Raw genomic sequence first — 14,237 nt, 5'->3', positions numbered from 1 at the left:
AATACAGATGAAATTTCAATACTTTATTCTTTTACTACTATCGCTTTCACTGAGTGCATGCAAGAAAAACTTCCTGGAGAAGCTGCCGGAAGATACATTGGCACCTGAAGTGTTTTACAATAATGCATCGAGCCTTAATCCGGGCTTGTTTGGAGTTTACCGTTCGCTGCGTGAGGGTGCTGTATTTGGCAATCCAATAGAACTGGATGGCATTTCTGATAATGCGATTTTAAATACCAGGGCTGCAGAGCTTATCAATTTTTCTAAAGGGGTAGGCGTTACAGATAACTCTGAAAAGCTGGCTGAGTATTATCTGTACAACTATCAGGTGATACAGCGCGCCAATACGCTGCTCGATAATATTGAGGTACCCGGTGATATGACCAGTGCAGAGCGGAACATCATCAGGTCTGAAGCAAGGGTTCTTAGGGCAATGGCCTATATGCGCCTGGTTTATCTTTACGGAAATATCCCATTGGTTACCAAATCCATTTCACGTACGGAAGCTTTGTCGCTAAAACAAGCACCACGGGAAGAAATGATCGGGTTCATACAAACAGAATTAAATGAGGCAGGGAATGCACTCGATGTAAAACCTTATTTGTCGCAAACCGGAAGATTAACCAAACAGGCTGCTTTAGGTATGCGGGCAAAGGTGTTGCTTTATGAAGCCCGTATGGGTAAAGGCAGCTGGTCTGATGCGCTTGGAGCAATTAAAACGGCGAATACCTTTGCGATAGCTGGTGGTGCTAAGCTGCTTAAGATCGGTGATGGAACCAATGGGCAGTCCAACTATGAAGCCGTGTTTGCTGAGGACCGTGAAGACAATGCGGAGATTCTTTTCCAGATAAAATATGATGCTGCAATTGGACAAGGTCAGTCCATTCATAATAACTATGCACCTAACCAGGCCAACCAAACGGCAAGGATCTCTATTCATGGTAATTTTGTGACTGATTTTTACGGTACCGATGGTTTACCTATTACTGATGCGGCATCAATCGTTACGCCCCTAAGGCCTTATGTAAACCGCGATCCTCGTTTGGCTGCTACCGTATATTTGCCTGGCAGCAGTTACTTTTTTGGTGTATATACCGGTAAAGCTGGAAATGCTTCTTTGGAAACTGACTTTGCATTGAGGAAATATACATTTGGTGCATTAAGTTCTGGCGATAGGGGACTTGACCTGATCGCGTTCAGATATGCAGATTTATTGTTGATGCTTGCTGAAGCAGAGAACCAGGTAAATGGTGCAACAACTGTTGCTTATGAGGCTGCCAATCAAGTGCGTAACCGTGTGAATATGCCGAATTTTAAATCTGGCCTTACTCCCGTAGCATTCAATGAAGAGGTGATCCATGAGCGCCGTGTTGAACTGGGTATGGAAGGACAACGCTGGTTTGACCTGATCACACTGGGCATTGCCGATCGTAAGATCAATGCCGTCAATGAATTGGGTAGAAAGTTTGTACCGGGCAGGCAGGAACTTTTCCCAATCCCGAAGAGTGAGATTAACCTCAACGGGAACCTTAAGCAAAATCCGGGTTATACCCCATAAGCTTGGTTAACCTTCAGAATTGTGACAATAAGGTATTGATAAGCTAATGTAATGTAAATATTAAGCTTATCTGATGTACTTAACTTTGTCTGCGTTAACTGCATGATTTAATGAACTACAAAGTAAGGCTGCTCTTTAAGGGCGGCTTTATGATTACTAAAATATCAAAATGAAAAGAAGAGACTTTTTCAAAAATACATCCATACTAGCTGCAGGAACTGCATTGGCACCACTAACTGGTTTCGCTGCAGATCATGAAATTCCAGTCATTAGTGGGAAAACAGCTAAAAATATCATATTTCTTGTGAGTGATGGTATGAGCATCGGCACACTGACGATGGCCAACTTATTTATACAGCGCAGAGATGGAAGGTCATCACACTGGTTATCGCTTTATGAGCAGCAAAAGGCGGTAAGATCGCTGATGGACACTGCGTCTGCAAATGCATTGGTTACAGACTCTGCTGCTGCAAGTTCTGCGTGGGGCGGGGGTGTACGCGTAAACAATGGATCTATCAATGTTGGTGCTGACGGAACGCTGCATAAACCGATTCTTCAAAAGTTCAAAGCTGCTGGTAAATCTGTAGGCTGTGTAACTACTGTACCGATTACCCATGCTACGCCTGCAGGGTTTTGCGTAAATAGTGGTGGCAGAGATGATCAGGAAGGTATTGCGCTACAATATCTTGACCTTCGTTTTGATGTGATGATGGGTGGTGGAACGGAGTTCTTTAGTGCCGATAAAAGACAGGATAAGAAGGATCTTTTTGAAAGTTTTAAAGCAGGTGGTTTTTCTGTTTTAAGGAACCGTCAGGAAATGCTGAGCAAAAGTGCTGCGGACTCTAAACCAGTATTGGGTGTTTTTCATGAAGATGGATTGCCTTATACACTGGATAGAAATAATGACAGCGCGAAGGCTGCAGCTGTGCCTACTTTGGCGGAGATGACGGACACGGCCATTAAGCTGATGGAAAAGAATAAGAAAGGTTTTGTGCTGCAGGTCGAAGGCGGAAGAGTAGACTGGGGTGCACATGCCAATGATACCGGCGGACTGATCTATGACCAGGTTGCTTTTGATGAGGCTGTAGGTGTTGCCATCGCTTTTGCGGAGAAAAATAAAGACACACTGATCATCCTGACTACAGATCATGGAAATGCAAATCCTGGGTTATTCTCTGCCGGTGGTGATGTAAATGCTAACTTTGATAAGATTAAATCTTTTAAACATACCAACGACTGGATCTTAAACGGGATTACCAGCAACCATACACCGAAACAGGTTATTGAGCGTATTGAAGCAGCCCAGGGTTTGGTTTTTAAACAAGAAGAAGCCGCATCCTTATTGACACATTACCAAACGATGGATGGAACGGGTTTATATAATCCTAAAAAACTTCCGTTTAAGCTGCTGGCAGAAATGCAGGTGAAGCATACTTCTGTTTCCTGGGGTTCTATGGGCCATTCGGGTGATTACGTGGAGCTGGCAATGTATGGCCCGGGAAGTGAGATGCTAAAGCCTATGGTTAAAAATACAGATCTTCATCAACTGATGCTGCGTGCTGCAGGATTGGGAGCTTAATTATTAATATAATTAGCCAGGTTAAATAAAGACTAGCCGGACATTATCTAAATGATTCCAGCTAGTCTTTATTGCCTGTTATTAACTGTAGTATTTACTTAGGGTATATTTCTATTACCCCGAGTGATCCATTTTCGTAGACTTGTTTTTCTCTCCATTATCCAGCCGAACGAGCATCACATCCGGTACCGGAGTGATACTGACCTCCCGATGGCCTGGGCAAAATCAGGATCTATAGTTATTTCACTGTCTGTCACCACCCATTTTTTACTGGCATCTTTATGCAAGCTGAGCTGATGACCGTTTAATATGATCTTTAAGTCGGTTGTTTCTTTATTGATCGAAGCGCCATCTATAATTTCATAGACATAATCTTTATCATTATACGTTATGCGCATTTTCAATCCCATATATTCCGGTGTTTATTTCAAGTTTACTTTACAACCTCTTTAACACGGATGTTTGATTTTTATTGCACACGCAGGCCCAAAATCTAAATTGTAGTTTGATAACCAGACTGCTTAATGATTCGCTTTGCCTGAAATGTGTTCAATAAGCCTAATCTTGTTTCTTTAATGGTTGAGTTTTATTCCAATTCAAATGGGTGTAATTTATGGTCTGATGTGGCCTTTAAAACAAAACATTTAGGTCTTTAAAACAAAACTTATCTTAGCATATCTATCTAATTTTGTGCTGTTAATAAAAATATAGCATGAAAAAAGAAGAAATAACAGACAACTACAATGGTGCTTTACAACAGCCCATTGGTTCAGGCTTTAATGCTTTCTCCACTGCATTAGATGTAATGCAGGGAATTGACCTGAACGGAAAGTATGCCATTGTTACGGGTGGCTATGCTGGTATTGGTTTAGAAACCGTTAAGGCACTAATTGCTGCGGGAGCTAGTGTAATTGTTCCTGCACGCGATCTGGATAAAGCTGCAAAGAACCTGGAGGGATTGATAAACGTTACTGTATCACAGCTGGATTTGATGAGTCCGGATTCTATTGATGCTTTTGCGCATAAATATCTTGAGACCGGAAGTCCGCTGCACCTTTTGATTAATAATGCGGGTATTATGTGGGTGCCGCTCCAGCGTGATTCCCGAGGCAATGAATCGCAGTTGTCTACCAATCATTTGGGCCACTTTCAGCTTACTGCCAGACTTTGGCCTGCACTAAAAAAAGCCAACGGTGCAAGAGTGATCAATGTTTCATCTTTCGGGCATCAGATGGCCCCATTTGATTTTAACGATCCCAACTTTGAACATCGTGAATACGAGACCCTGCAGGGATATGGTCAATCGAAAACAGCCAATAACTTATTTACTGTGGAACTGGATCATCGGGGCAAACCATCTGGCGTTCGGGCGTTCGCTGTTCATCCTGGTTCAGTGAATGGTACAGATCTTGGGCGGGTTGCCCCAATGGCGTTATTTCAGCAAATGGGTACCCACGATGCAAATGGTGATATTTATCCTGAAGTGGCGCAAAAGCTCAAAACGCTAAGCCAGGGTGCTGCAACATCTTTATGGTGTGCCACCAGTTCCCTGTTAGAAGGTATTGGGGGGGTGTATTGCGAGGATGCAGATATAGCCGAACTTGACCTTGGAAATATCGATCATCAATATGATCGGCCCTCAACACTTCGTGGGGTAAAGCCATATTCACTGGATGCAAGCGATGCCCGACGGTTATGGCAGCTCACAGAGCGGCTTATCCAGTTGATATTTACGGCAGATTAGACGTTGGTGTGCAATTAATTCACTAATTTAGTTCTGACGACTATGGCCCATCAACTGCAATATATTCATGACGACATTAAGCGTTCCTGCTTTGAAGATATGTTCTTCAAAGCAGACGTGCTGTTCGAAGATCATCTGCTGGTTTGGCTGATCTCCGGAGAAACAAAAATTGTGCAGGCAGACCATACCCATGTATTTGGAGCTGGCGACACCTTGCTTTTTCCCCGTCATCTGCTGGCCACTGTTCTCAATTATCCCAAGGACGGATTGTCACATCAATCGGTGACGATGCACCTCAGATCGGGCCAGCTTAAAGACTACTATCAGAAAAATGGGCTATCAAATCATTTAGCTGCGGTGCCGGCACAGCCTGCGTTTCAGATTTTTGGACAGCATCCATTACTTAAAAGCTGCCTGGCATCTCTAGTTCCTTACTTTGAGCTCAAAGAAAAATTGCCTCAGGCAATTGCTTCATTGAAAATAGAGGAGGCGATCCATATTGTCAGGACAATTGATCCGGGTATTGACCAGTTGCTGGCAAATTTTGCTGAACCTGGAAAGATCGGCATCGTTGATTTTATGGAGCGAAATTATATGTTTAACATGTCTATGGAAAAATTCGGATATCTAACCGGCCGCAGTCTGACTACTTTTAAGCGTGATTTTAAAAAAGCTTTTCAAACAACGCCGCAGAAATGGCTTACGAGAAAAAGACTGGAACTGGCGCATTATCAAATCAGGGAGAAAAACCGAAAGCCTTCAGAGGTATATCTGGAGACTGGTTTTGAAAACCTTTCTCATTTTGGTTATGCATTTAAGCAACGGTTTGGTTATGCACCTACTGAACGGGTTGAATAGATATCAAGTCAGATCGGATTTATCAGTTGTTGGCAGATAAAATATAGTTAATTATAGGAAAAAAGATTTTTAATGCGAACCCTGACGGAAAGAGTTGAGGGAGTTAGAAAACTTGTTAAAGACTATAAATTTTGATTAACAATTGTCCGGAATGTTAAATTTATTCTTGGATTTGAAATCAGCCTGGTTGGTGGAAGCCTGTGAAGCCAATGTTTTTGTGTACTATCTTTCATGATCAACAGACTTCCATGTTCGAGAATTAATTCTACTTTTTCTTTTGTTGTTTTATGTTTAAAGCTGAATTTTCTTTCTGCTCCAAAACTCAACGAACCAATGGCTCCATTTTTTTTAAGATCGGTTTCTCCATCGCTATGCCAAGCCATTCCTTCGTCTCCATTATGATATAGATTTAATAAACAAGAGTTAAAAGTTTCACCAGTTTTTTGTTCTACCAAAGTTTTTAACTCCAATAATTCCATTGTCCAGGGTAATGCGTGTTTTGTGGTATTAGAATATGTGTATTGGAATGGCTCTGTTCCATACCAGGCTACTTTACGTTTGGTGATTATTCTTTTGCCGAAGATAACCGCCTCATCATTTCTCCAGTCAATGTCGTTTAATAAGACTTGCAGATAATGATTGGCGGCTGTTTGGTTCAGTAGTTTCCCGAAATAATTGACCGTCCCATCTTTAGGTAATAAATTGGCAAACTCGTCTACCGTTCTTTCAAATAATTCCATCTTTCCATTTCTTATATTCTGAACTCATACAACTTCCGCATGGGCGGTAACTGTTTAGCAAAGCATCTTCCTCTGATTGGAAGAAGACCCTGTTTTCTCTTTTCATCCGTTTGCCCGATTTACATTGCAGGGTTCCGTAAATTTTAAGTTTACAATTTCCTCCAAAGCGAATGGTCTTTTCTTTTAGCTTATTCCTTAAATCAGCATTGCTGATTTCTATGTGAAGGATCATGCGGTTAACTCAATGCGTCATGAAATATGATTCCTAAAGTATGACGTTCTCCACTATGGATTTCGCTTACACCGTGTTTCATGTTTGCCCGATAATATCCCCTTGATCCTTTTACAGGCCTAAAATTAGTAGTGAAAGCTAACATGTCGCCTTTTTTTGGTTTCAAAACGATTGCTTTGGATTGTGCGCGTGGCGTTTGCTGTGTTAGCACAAATTCTCCACCGGTAAAATCCTGATCTGGGTCGTTTAGGAATAAAACGGTTTGGATGGGAAAATATACATCTCCATATAAATCCTGATGTAAAGTGTTGTATCCTCCTTTGCCATATTTTAAAATCAAAACCGTTGCTTTTAACTGATTGCTCTCGTGGCATTGCTGCAGCAACTCCAGATGTGTTTCCGGAAATATCCTGTCTATATTTAGTACTTTAAACCAGGCATTGGCAATTGGAGCTAATTGAGCGTAAATATTTGTACGAATGCTTTGAATGAGGGTAGGAAGGGGGTAATTGAAATATTTGTATTCTCCAAGGCCGAACCGGTAGCGTTCCATCACGACCGTTTTTCTGTATAGGTCCGCATTTGTATAGTTGTTTTTTATTTCCTCACACTGTTCATCGGTCAGGAGGTTTGGAATGATGGCAAAGCCATTGTTGTGCATTTCCTCCCTGAAGTATTCCCAATTTACAGTGTCAAGTTTAGAATGTATGTTCTCCATTGATTTTTTATTGATCCGGCTTTTCATTAGTATGTGCACTTTCCCAACCTATGATCGCCGTTTTACGTGTACTGCCCCACATGTAGCCACCCAAATTTCCTGTAGATTGTATTACCCGGTGACAGGGGATTAGAAAAGCAACGGGATTACTACCTATCGCAGTACCTACAGCCCTTGAAGCAGTTGCGTTTTCTATCTTTTTTGCAATCTCTCCATAGGTTGAGAGTTGCCCCATTGAAATTTTAAGCAGCGTTTCCCATACCTTTAGCTGAAAATCTGTCCCCTTTAAATGGAGCTTTATTTCGGGCAGCTTGCTCCAGTCATTTTGGAAAATATATAAAGCATTTTGCTGAAACAGATCCAGTTTCCTGGTAAATGATGCATTTGGAAATTGATTTTGTAAAATTGAAAATGCAGATGATTCATCTTCATAAAAAAACATCATACATACGCCCTTTTGCGTTGATGCTACAACCATATTTCCAAAACGGCTTTCTGCAAAACTGTAATTGATGAAAAGGTTCTTCCCGCCATTCTTATATTCTGCTGGTGACATGCCTTCTATATTTACAAACATATCGTGTAAACGACTTGTTCCGGACAGCCCTGTTTCATAAGCGGTTTCAAAGAGAGTGGCTTGATTTTCTTTCAATAATTTTTTGGCGTGTGCTATACTAATATACTGCAAAAACTTTTTCGGACTGGTACCTGCCCATTCAGAAAAAAGCCGCTGAAAGTGAAAGGAACTTAGATGTACCTTTTCTGCGACTTCATCAAGGTTCGGTTGTTCCCTGAAATTGGTTTTGATATAATCTATTGCTTCAGCAATTCGTTTATAGTTTATGTTTTCTTGCTCAGTCATTTTCTTTTAAATTTTATAGTACGAATGTAGAGATACATTAAGGGTCATAAAATCCGAAACTTGCTGATGTTCTATTGCTGTGAATTTAACAGAGTTGTATATATTGATTATCGCTGTCTATTACATTCTTTGACTGCCAACAATTCTGCCAGCTTTAAAGGACAGTGTAGAAAAATAAACCTGATTAATGTTTTGTCCGGTTTGCTTATAATTTACCAATTAAATGTATCAAAGGCTGTATTCAAGAACCTGTTTTAAATGATGTTCCAGGTGCTGAACATAATCGTCAATCAAAAATCCAATGGTAGGATTATTTTCTGTACCTACGTTTATGTTATGGTTTAATTTCTCTTTTGGCAGGTGATTTATCAGTTCCAGTAATTGTCTGTTATATGCTTCCCAAAACGAAATGATCTGGGTGCTGTTGATCAGCTGGTAATAATTGCCCTGGTTCCATTTGTTTTGATCATAGGTTATTGCAGGAGTTTCTTCAAATTGTCCCCTTACAAACCTATGGTGGTTGTTGGTGGCACTGTCAATAAGGTGTCCTATGATTTCTTTTTTACTCCATTTTTCAGGATTGGGTTTCATAGAAAAAGTGTTTTCGTCAATTTCTAATAATAATCCTGGTATGTTATCACATAAAGATTGAAGTCTTTCTATAGATTGTTCGATCATGATGTATTAAAAAGATAGTTGCCTGCAACCAATGTGCTTTGTTTTATTTATTTGAGGACAATGAGTGCGATACTTGTGCTGCTTGTATTCTTATGGATGTCGCTTACCTGTAAAAACAATCGGTATGGTCCGGCTTCAATTGGTACATCAAGAATGACATTTTCTAATGACCCAGTTACCATATCCGGTATGGCTATTGGTTTTCTTTTTTTTTCTGCTGCTGCGGTCAGTTCTGATTCATGAAACAACTCCCATTTGGCCGTGATCTTATCATTCTCGGGATCTGCGGCTGATACTTTGACGAGATACTTTTCTCCGGGGTTTAAGTAAGCCGTACCGGGTGCTTTTTTACCATCCACCATCAGGTAGTTAATTTGGGGTGCTTTATTTTTAGTCTGGGCGTATGATGCGCCAAGGGTAGTTAGCAATAAGGCAAGAAAAAAGGTGAATGGTTTCATTTGTAGATGAGTTAATGCACTAAGTTAACGCTTATTTTCTTTTCTGTACTGTTACTGTATTGTAAATATTGAGGTTATCGTCATTTAGCAGTTCATAGCTTAACGGAAAATCAGGATACGGGAGCCGATTATCATCGGCATTGACTCATTGGTTATGATGAATTTGTGGTATGATTACTAAAGTATTTGCAATAAAAACTAAAGTTATTTGGTACGGAACAGACATTAAGTGCCATTATAATTGTGTTAATAGAGAGGGTTCTAATTTCGTTTTATTAAAATAAAACGATAAAATATTATTGTTTTATTTTAAATAATACCTATGTTTGTGTGTATAATCATGTTAGGTATGAACTTATCACAAAACAAAACCATTAAAACCCTGAACTTTATATCCACGTTGGTATTGGTGTTTTATAGTATATTTTTAATCATAAAGTTATTCTCCTCCGGTGCACCGAGATTAAGTAAAAGCATTAAAGAGTATGAAGTATATGATTTAATTGCGAAGCCAAAGAATTTGAAGTCTGCAAGAACACTGGACACTTGGTTTAACAGTAAAACTATTGTAGAGCCTACTCATACGGCTTTAGTAGCCATGCGGTTTAAATCCTATGCTGAACTTTTCTCGTTACCGGCGGTTTTATTTCAACTTTCACAGCTGATTTATTGGCTTTCAATCGGTTATTTACTATTGTGCGTCAAGAGACTTTTTATGTCCTTTAGTATGGATAGCGTTTTTACAGTCCGGAATACTTCTTTGATCATGTCAGGAGCCGTTGTGCTTTTATTCTTGCCGATCTTCAGGTGGATAACTAAGGAGTTATTCATCAATTGTATGATTAAATTGAATCTAAATGATTCTAATTACGATATCCAAAATCTAACTAAGTTAATAGGCACTGAGACTTTGATTGGACTTGCTTTACTGGCATTTGGCTTAGCTTTTAAAGCCGGCGTAGACCTTAAGAATGAAAACGAAACATTTATTTAAGTATGGCTATCATTATTAATCTGGATATCATGCTGGCCAAAAGGAAAATGTCACTAACAGAGCTATCAGAAAAGGTTGGGCTAACCATAGTAAACCTCTCTATTTTAAAAACAGGTAAAGCTAAAGGTGTACGATTTGACACTTTAGAAGCCATATGCCGGGTATTGGATTGCAAACCAGGTGATATTCTTGATATCAGCTGAAAGCTCGGTAAACTAAATAAACCCTTTATGATTAATTATTGAACATGATAAGAATTAAACTAATCTTATTGATACTTTGCCTGCCTGGACTTCAGAGTTACGGACAAAAGGAGGTTCGGTTTATCAAGAAAAATGCCTCGGAAATAGCGATAGATTTCAACAATGCGGACTACAGGGACTTTGCAGATTTGAAGCGAAAAATAGGCGATGCACGGCTGGTGCTTTTAGGGGAAGAAACTCATGGAGACGGAACAACTATAGAAGCTAAAACAAGGATGGTAAGGTTTCTACATGAGCAGATGGGTTTCAATGTTCTCGCTTTTGAAAGTAGCTTTTATAATGCTGAAAGGGCATGGAGTGTTGCTCATTGGGATAAAGATCCTTTAAATGCCATTCAGAATTCAACATTTGAATTGTGGGGACATACGCAACAATTTTTACCGCTTGCAAAATATATTGCTGGTTCGGTTAAAACGGCGAAACCACTGCGGATTACAGGTTTTGATACTCAGCTTCATGGCTTTTTTTTAAAACGGGATCTTCCTGTAGATTTTCTGATGTTCTTAAAAAAGTATGATATTCCATTCGAGAACCAGATGCAACAGGATACGTTTTATAAAGTGTATCGTGCACTTGTGTTTGGGTTTACTCAGGATCAAGCCGTTGCGAATGCAGAACGGATCAGTATTAGAGAGAAGTTGCCTGCTTTTAAGCACATCTTAGATCAGAAGATCAAGGATATCTCTTCATTACCTCCTGATGATGTGACGAGCTATTGGAAACAGATCTGGATATCTACAAGGGAATATTTACCTGCTATCCTGGCTGAGAAAAAGATTGAATCGGGCGAGCTTGCTAATGCGGCTACGATCAGGGATTCTTTAATGGCAGAGAACCTGATTTGGCTAACAAATAATCGATATGCTAATGATAAGATTATCGTTTGGGCTGCCAGCTGGCATATAGGTAGGTCGCCTGACAATAAAAGCATTCCGGCAACTGAGATTTATCCACCAGTTATGGGTGATTATATAAAAAACAGCTTAGGTAAGAAAGTATATTCTATATGTTTTACTGCCTACAGTGGCGAATGGGCGTGGTACAATATGCAAACTCCGCACCAGATTGGATCTCAGACAAAGGACTCTTTTGAAGCACTGTTTAATAAAGCTGGGTTTAAAAATGCATTTTTAGATTTCAAATCTAATTGCTTGTTGCCTGATGGACAATGGCTAAGTAAGAAACGAGCCATGAGACCTTACGGGTATAAGGATTTTTTGAGAAGCTGGCCACTTATTTTCGATGCTGTAATTTTTAATAGTATCATGACCAGAGCACTGCCTGTTAAAATGTAATTCGACATCTAAATGCTATTATCGGATGGTTTTACAGATGTTGATACCTGTTTATGGAATTTAATTTCAGTTTTTCCCAATATTTTTCAACTGTTCTAATTTAGTTCATTAAATTTATTAGGTAGTATGTTATGGTCTGGTAATTTGAGACTAGCTAAGTGAAAAATAAGGATTAACGTTAAAGTTTAAAATATGAATACTTCCGATATACACAATCAGCGTATGGCAAAGTTGACCTTTGCTTCGGTCTATCCAATGTATGTAGCAAAAGTGGAAAAGAAAGGTAGAACGAAAGACGAATTACATCAGGTTATAACCTGGTTAACTGGGTTTGATGATAAGAAATTGCAAGACTTGATCGAAAGAAAGGTAACCTTTGAAGCCTTCTTTCAACAGGCGTCGCTAAATGCAAATGCAGGGCTCATTACCGGGCTAATCTGTGGGTATCGTATTGAAGACATCGAGAATCCTTTGACGCAGCAGGTTCGGTATTTGGACAAATTGGTTGATGAGTTGGCCAAGGGCAGGAAGATGGACAAGATATTGAGAGAAAGCTGAGAATTTAAGTGTTCCAAATTTTCTGCCAGTTAAAAAATTCCCGCTGACTGACCCTATATCTTGCGAAATTTCCTTCGTGTATTGCCATGAGTTCGGTTTCAACAGATGAGATAAACTGCTCCCGATCCTCTTTAGGTAGTTCCTCAACATTAATTTTTATTCTTTTTTGCGCATCTTTTGAATCCAATTCATTAATAATAATTGTTGTAATGAGGTTTCTAATGGAATCACGGTACTTTAGCTTGAAGATGTCAGGTTCTCCGATGGACTGCCTGATCACAGCATATTTTTGCGCAGATCGTTCATAGGCCCATAGAAAAACTTCTTTCAAGAGATTGATATCATTGTGTTCATATACCGCCATCATTCCCTTGAAATATAGATCTTCCGGAACATCGATGAAGGATAGTGGGGAAAGATTTTGTTTTATCAAAGGAATATTGGCTGCAAGTCTTGATACCCTTTTATTTACATCATCGAATGGCTGCAGGTAGGGCAAATGCACCATCAGAAAGAATGATTGTTCAAATGGGTTTTCGATCTGTTTGGCCTTTTCCAGTATAAGATCAAAGTATTCACCGATTAGTTGGGGAATGGCAAGAGGGATATAGGTAGAGCCTGTTATGCCAACCGCCATTGACCTTAATCTGCCCGGGGCCTCCAAATCTGTAAGAAGATTATTGGCCAGCATAGCATGAAGATTCAGAAAAGTATATCGGTTAAATCCAATGTCTTGGGCAGCTTGCACAATGAACTCTATGGCATCTTTATGGTTAAGGATCATTTGTGCTTCTTTTGCAGATTTGCTATCGTCTGCCTGTCCCTGCAAAATGAGTCTTTCAGTATCCAGTAAGCTATACGTATTACCTTCCAACCTGCTTGAGTTCCAGGAGAGGTCGATCAGCAGCCGATTCAAAATCTGTTGTACATAGGTTCCCGCAGGCCTGTCAATGCCAGTATTTCCTAATGCAGCTAAATGCTTCTTTTCTTCGCCAGAAAGATAACTGTCAATATTGGGTTGATAGGATTTTAAAAAGTTCTGCTGATAGCCCACTGGTATTCGCTGTTGAATGGGAGTGCTAATGCGCGTGAGTGCATATTTACCTTTATCAGATAGCGGAATGATACGGGGTGCCGGGCGGATAAATTTAGCAGCCGGCTCTGCTACTCCTATTTCCTGTCTTTCTTCTTCTTTTATTATTGGGTGATATTTTGTGCTGCGTGCCGCACCATTAATCATGATACGTCCCTCATTGCTTAGTTTTAATAATAAGCGCTGTAAACTACGAGTAGAAATGCCTTTGGTGAATGCTTTGGCAACCTCATTGATGTTGATGCCGTTAGGATAAGAATTTATTATTGCTAACAAGTTCTCGGTATGATTTCTAACCTTTTTCATAATGATTAAACTAATATCCCGACAAATATATGATATTTTGTCGGGATATTAGTTATTACGACAAAATTATCGCTATTTTTGTCGCAATACAATTATCGTGACATTATTAAGGAAGATCGGAGTTTTTTGTCACCTATTTTTATAGGCATAAAAAAAGGAAACACCATGTTATTGATGTTTCCTTTAGTAGAGTCGAGCGGCAATATGTCGAACTTTTATGAGCATTGTGAAGCGATTGTAAATTTTGAAAAAGTGTTGAAGAACAGAGTTGAGGGGCAGTACAGGAAAAAGAAATTATTGT

General features: G+C 39.7%; 16 protein-coding genes. 8 read left to right on the top strand and 8 right to left on the bottom strand.

Annotated features, from left to right (window positions below):
- The first annotated feature begins 7 nt into the window (after positions 1-7).
- Together ATK78_RS16615 and ATK78_RS16610 are read left to right on the top strand one after the other, a co-directional pair.
- On the top strand, positions 8-1,558 hold the full coding sequence (locus tag ATK78_RS16615) for a RagB/SusD family nutrient uptake outer membrane protein (protein WP_133577230.1): 1,551 nt from the start codon (positions 8-10) through the stop codon (positions 1,556-1,558).
- A gap of 169 nt (positions 1,559-1,727) precedes the next feature.
- Positions 1,728-3,137 carry an alkaline phosphatase gene (locus tag ATK78_RS16610; protein ID WP_133577229.1) on the top strand — a complete coding sequence of 470 codons (1,410 nt, stop codon included), beginning with the start codon at positions 1,728-1,730 and terminating at the stop codon, positions 3,135-3,137.
- Between the two features lie 176 nt (positions 3,138-3,313).
- On the opposite strand, the gene ATK78_RS16605 is transcribed toward ATK78_RS16610, so the two are convergent.
- Positions 3,314-3,547: a hypothetical protein gene (locus ATK78_RS16605; RefSeq protein ID WP_133577228.1), complete on the bottom strand. Its 234-nt coding sequence runs from the start codon at positions 3,545-3,547 to the stop codon at positions 3,314-3,316.
- 302 nt (positions 3,548-3,849) lie between these two features.
- Between ATK78_RS16605 and ATK78_RS16600 the strand changes: the two genes are divergently transcribed.
- Complete coding sequence (locus tag ATK78_RS16600) at positions 3,850-4,881, top strand: SDR family NAD(P)-dependent oxidoreductase (protein WP_133577227.1); 1,032 nt, start codon at positions 3,850-3,852, stop codon at positions 4,879-4,881.
- Between the two features lie 42 nt (positions 4,882-4,923).
- A complete protein-coding gene (locus ATK78_RS16595) occupies positions 4,924-5,739 on the top strand; it encodes a helix-turn-helix domain-containing protein (RefSeq protein WP_133577226.1) in 816 nt (271 codons plus the stop codon).
- A gap of 122 nt (positions 5,740-5,861) precedes the next feature.
- Here the strand turns inward: ATK78_RS16595 and ATK78_RS16590 are convergent, their stop codons facing one another.
- The 6 genes from ATK78_RS16590 to ATK78_RS16565 form a co-directional block, all read right to left on the bottom strand.
- Positions 5,862-6,479 carry an alpha-ketoglutarate-dependent dioxygenase AlkB family protein gene (locus ATK78_RS16590; protein WP_133577225.1) on the bottom strand — a complete coding sequence of 206 codons (618 nt, stop codon included), beginning with the start codon at positions 6,477-6,479 and terminating at the stop codon, positions 5,862-5,864.
- Positions 6,466-6,711 carry an Ada metal-binding domain-containing protein gene (locus ATK78_RS16585; RefSeq protein ID WP_133577224.1) on the bottom strand — a complete coding sequence of 82 codons (246 nt, stop codon included), beginning with the start codon at positions 6,709-6,711 and terminating at the stop codon, positions 6,466-6,468. Before ATK78_RS16585 ends, ATK78_RS16590 begins: the two co-directional genes overlap by 14 nt.
- Positions 6,712-6,715: 4 nt before the next feature.
- Positions 6,716-7,429, bottom strand: a complete 714-nt coding sequence (locus tag ATK78_RS16580; RefSeq protein ID WP_133577223.1) for a 2OG-Fe(II) oxygenase — start codon at positions 7,427-7,429, stop codon at positions 6,716-6,718.
- Positions 7,430-7,436: 7 nt separating this feature from the next.
- On the bottom strand, positions 7,437-8,291 hold the full coding sequence (locus ATK78_RS16575; RefSeq protein ID WP_133577222.1) for a bifunctional helix-turn-helix domain-containing protein/methylated-DNA--[protein]-cysteine S-methyltransferase: 855 nt from the start codon (positions 8,289-8,291) through the stop codon (positions 7,437-7,439).
- A gap of 228 nt (positions 8,292-8,519) precedes the next feature.
- Complete coding sequence (locus tag ATK78_RS16570; protein ID WP_133577221.1) at positions 8,520-8,969, bottom strand: DinB family protein; 450 nt, start codon at positions 8,967-8,969, stop codon at positions 8,520-8,522.
- Between the two features lie 47 nt (positions 8,970-9,016).
- A complete protein-coding gene (locus tag ATK78_RS16565; protein WP_133577220.1) occupies positions 9,017-9,427 on the bottom strand; it encodes a hypothetical protein in 411 nt (136 codons plus the stop codon).
- Between the two features lie 349 nt (positions 9,428-9,776).
- Between ATK78_RS16565 and ATK78_RS16560 the strand changes: the two genes are divergently transcribed.
- From ATK78_RS16560 to ATK78_RS16545, 4 genes are all read left to right on the top strand, one after another.
- Complete coding sequence (locus ATK78_RS16560; protein WP_133577219.1) at positions 9,777-10,421, top strand: DUF2975 domain-containing protein; 645 nt, start codon at positions 9,777-9,779, stop codon at positions 10,419-10,421.
- A gap of 2 nt (positions 10,422-10,423) precedes the next feature.
- Positions 10,424-10,624 (top strand): helix-turn-helix domain-containing protein, encoded by a 201-nt coding sequence (locus ATK78_RS16555; protein WP_133577218.1) that lies wholly within the window; start codon positions 10,424-10,426, stop codon positions 10,622-10,624.
- A gap of 44 nt (positions 10,625-10,668) precedes the next feature.
- The gene (locus ATK78_RS16550) at positions 10,669-11,979 is read left to right on the top strand and encodes an erythromycin esterase family protein (RefSeq protein ID WP_133577217.1); all 1,311 of its coding nucleotides are present in this window, start codon (positions 10,669-10,671) and stop codon (positions 11,977-11,979) included.
- Positions 11,980-12,201: 222 nt separating this feature from the next.
- Positions 12,202-12,537, top strand: coding sequence for a DUF2200 domain-containing protein (locus tag ATK78_RS16545; RefSeq protein ID WP_243732556.1), 336 nt, complete (start codon positions 12,202-12,204; stop codon positions 12,535-12,537).
- 4 nt (positions 12,538-12,541) lie between these two features.
- Here ATK78_RS16545 and ATK78_RS16540 read toward each other — a convergent pair whose 3' ends face one another.
- A complete protein-coding gene (locus tag ATK78_RS16540) occupies positions 12,542-13,936 on the bottom strand; it encodes a Fic family protein (RefSeq protein ID WP_133577215.1) in 1,395 nt (464 codons plus the stop codon).
- Positions 13,937-14,237 lie beyond the last annotated feature (301 nt).

This window comes from Pedobacter metabolipauper, assembly GCF_004362715.1.
GTDB classification, from domain to species: Bacteria; Bacteroidota; Bacteroidia; order Sphingobacteriales; family Sphingobacteriaceae; genus Pedobacter; species Pedobacter metabolipauper.
Note: the sequence above shows the minus strand (reverse complement) of the source record. Positions and strands in the feature narration are given on the sequence as shown.

What these genes read in the sequence shown, in the direction of transcription:
- ATK78_RS16615 (WP_133577230.1), top strand. Translation starts at nt 8, where the DNA reads ATGAAATTTCAATACTTTATTCTTTTACTACTATCGCTTTCACTGAGT.
- ATK78_RS16610 (WP_133577229.1), top strand. Translation starts at nt 1,728, where the DNA reads ATGAAAAGAAGAGACTTTTTCAAAAATACATCCATACTAGCTGCAGGA.
- ATK78_RS16605 (WP_133577228.1), bottom strand. Translation starts at nt 3,547, where the DNA reads ATGGGATTGAAAATGCGCATAACGTATAATGATAAAGATTATGTCTAT.
- ATK78_RS16600 (WP_133577227.1), top strand. Translation starts at nt 3,850, where the DNA reads ATGAAAAAAGAAGAAATAACAGACAACTACAATGGTGCTTTACAACAG.
- ATK78_RS16595 (WP_133577226.1), top strand. Translation starts at nt 4,924, where the DNA reads ATGGCCCATCAACTGCAATATATTCATGACGACATTAAGCGTTCCTGC.
- ATK78_RS16590 (WP_133577225.1), bottom strand. Translation starts at nt 6,479, where the DNA reads ATGGAATTATTTGAAAGAACGGTAGACGAGTTTGCCAATTTATTACCT.
- ATK78_RS16585 (WP_133577224.1), bottom strand. Translation starts at nt 6,711, where the DNA reads ATGATCCTTCACATAGAAATCAGCAATGCTGATTTAAGGAATAAGCTA.
- ATK78_RS16580 (WP_133577223.1), bottom strand. Translation starts at nt 7,429, where the DNA reads ATGGAGAACATACATTCTAAACTTGACACTGTAAATTGGGAATACTTC.
- ATK78_RS16575 (WP_133577222.1), bottom strand. Translation starts at nt 8,291, where the DNA reads ATGACTGAGCAAGAAAACATAAACTATAAACGAATTGCTGAAGCAATA.
- ATK78_RS16570 (WP_133577221.1), bottom strand. Translation starts at nt 8,969, where the DNA reads ATGATCGAACAATCTATAGAAAGACTTCAATCTTTATGTGATAACATA.
- ATK78_RS16565 (WP_133577220.1), bottom strand. Translation starts at nt 9,427, where the DNA reads ATGAAACCATTCACCTTTTTTCTTGCCTTATTGCTAACTACCCTTGGC.
- ATK78_RS16560 (WP_133577219.1), top strand. Translation starts at nt 9,777, where the DNA reads ATGAACTTATCACAAAACAAAACCATTAAAACCCTGAACTTTATATCC.
- ATK78_RS16555 (WP_133577218.1), top strand. Translation starts at nt 10,424, where the DNA reads ATGGCTATCATTATTAATCTGGATATCATGCTGGCCAAAAGGAAAATG.
- ATK78_RS16550 (WP_133577217.1), top strand. Translation starts at nt 10,669, where the DNA reads ATGATAAGAATTAAACTAATCTTATTGATACTTTGCCTGCCTGGACTT.
- ATK78_RS16545 (WP_243732556.1), top strand. Translation starts at nt 12,202, where the DNA reads ATGGCAAAGTTGACCTTTGCTTCGGTCTATCCAATGTATGTAGCAAAA.
- ATK78_RS16540 (WP_133577215.1), bottom strand. Translation starts at nt 13,936, where the DNA reads ATGAAAAAGGTTAGAAATCATACCGAGAACTTGTTAGCAATAATAAAT.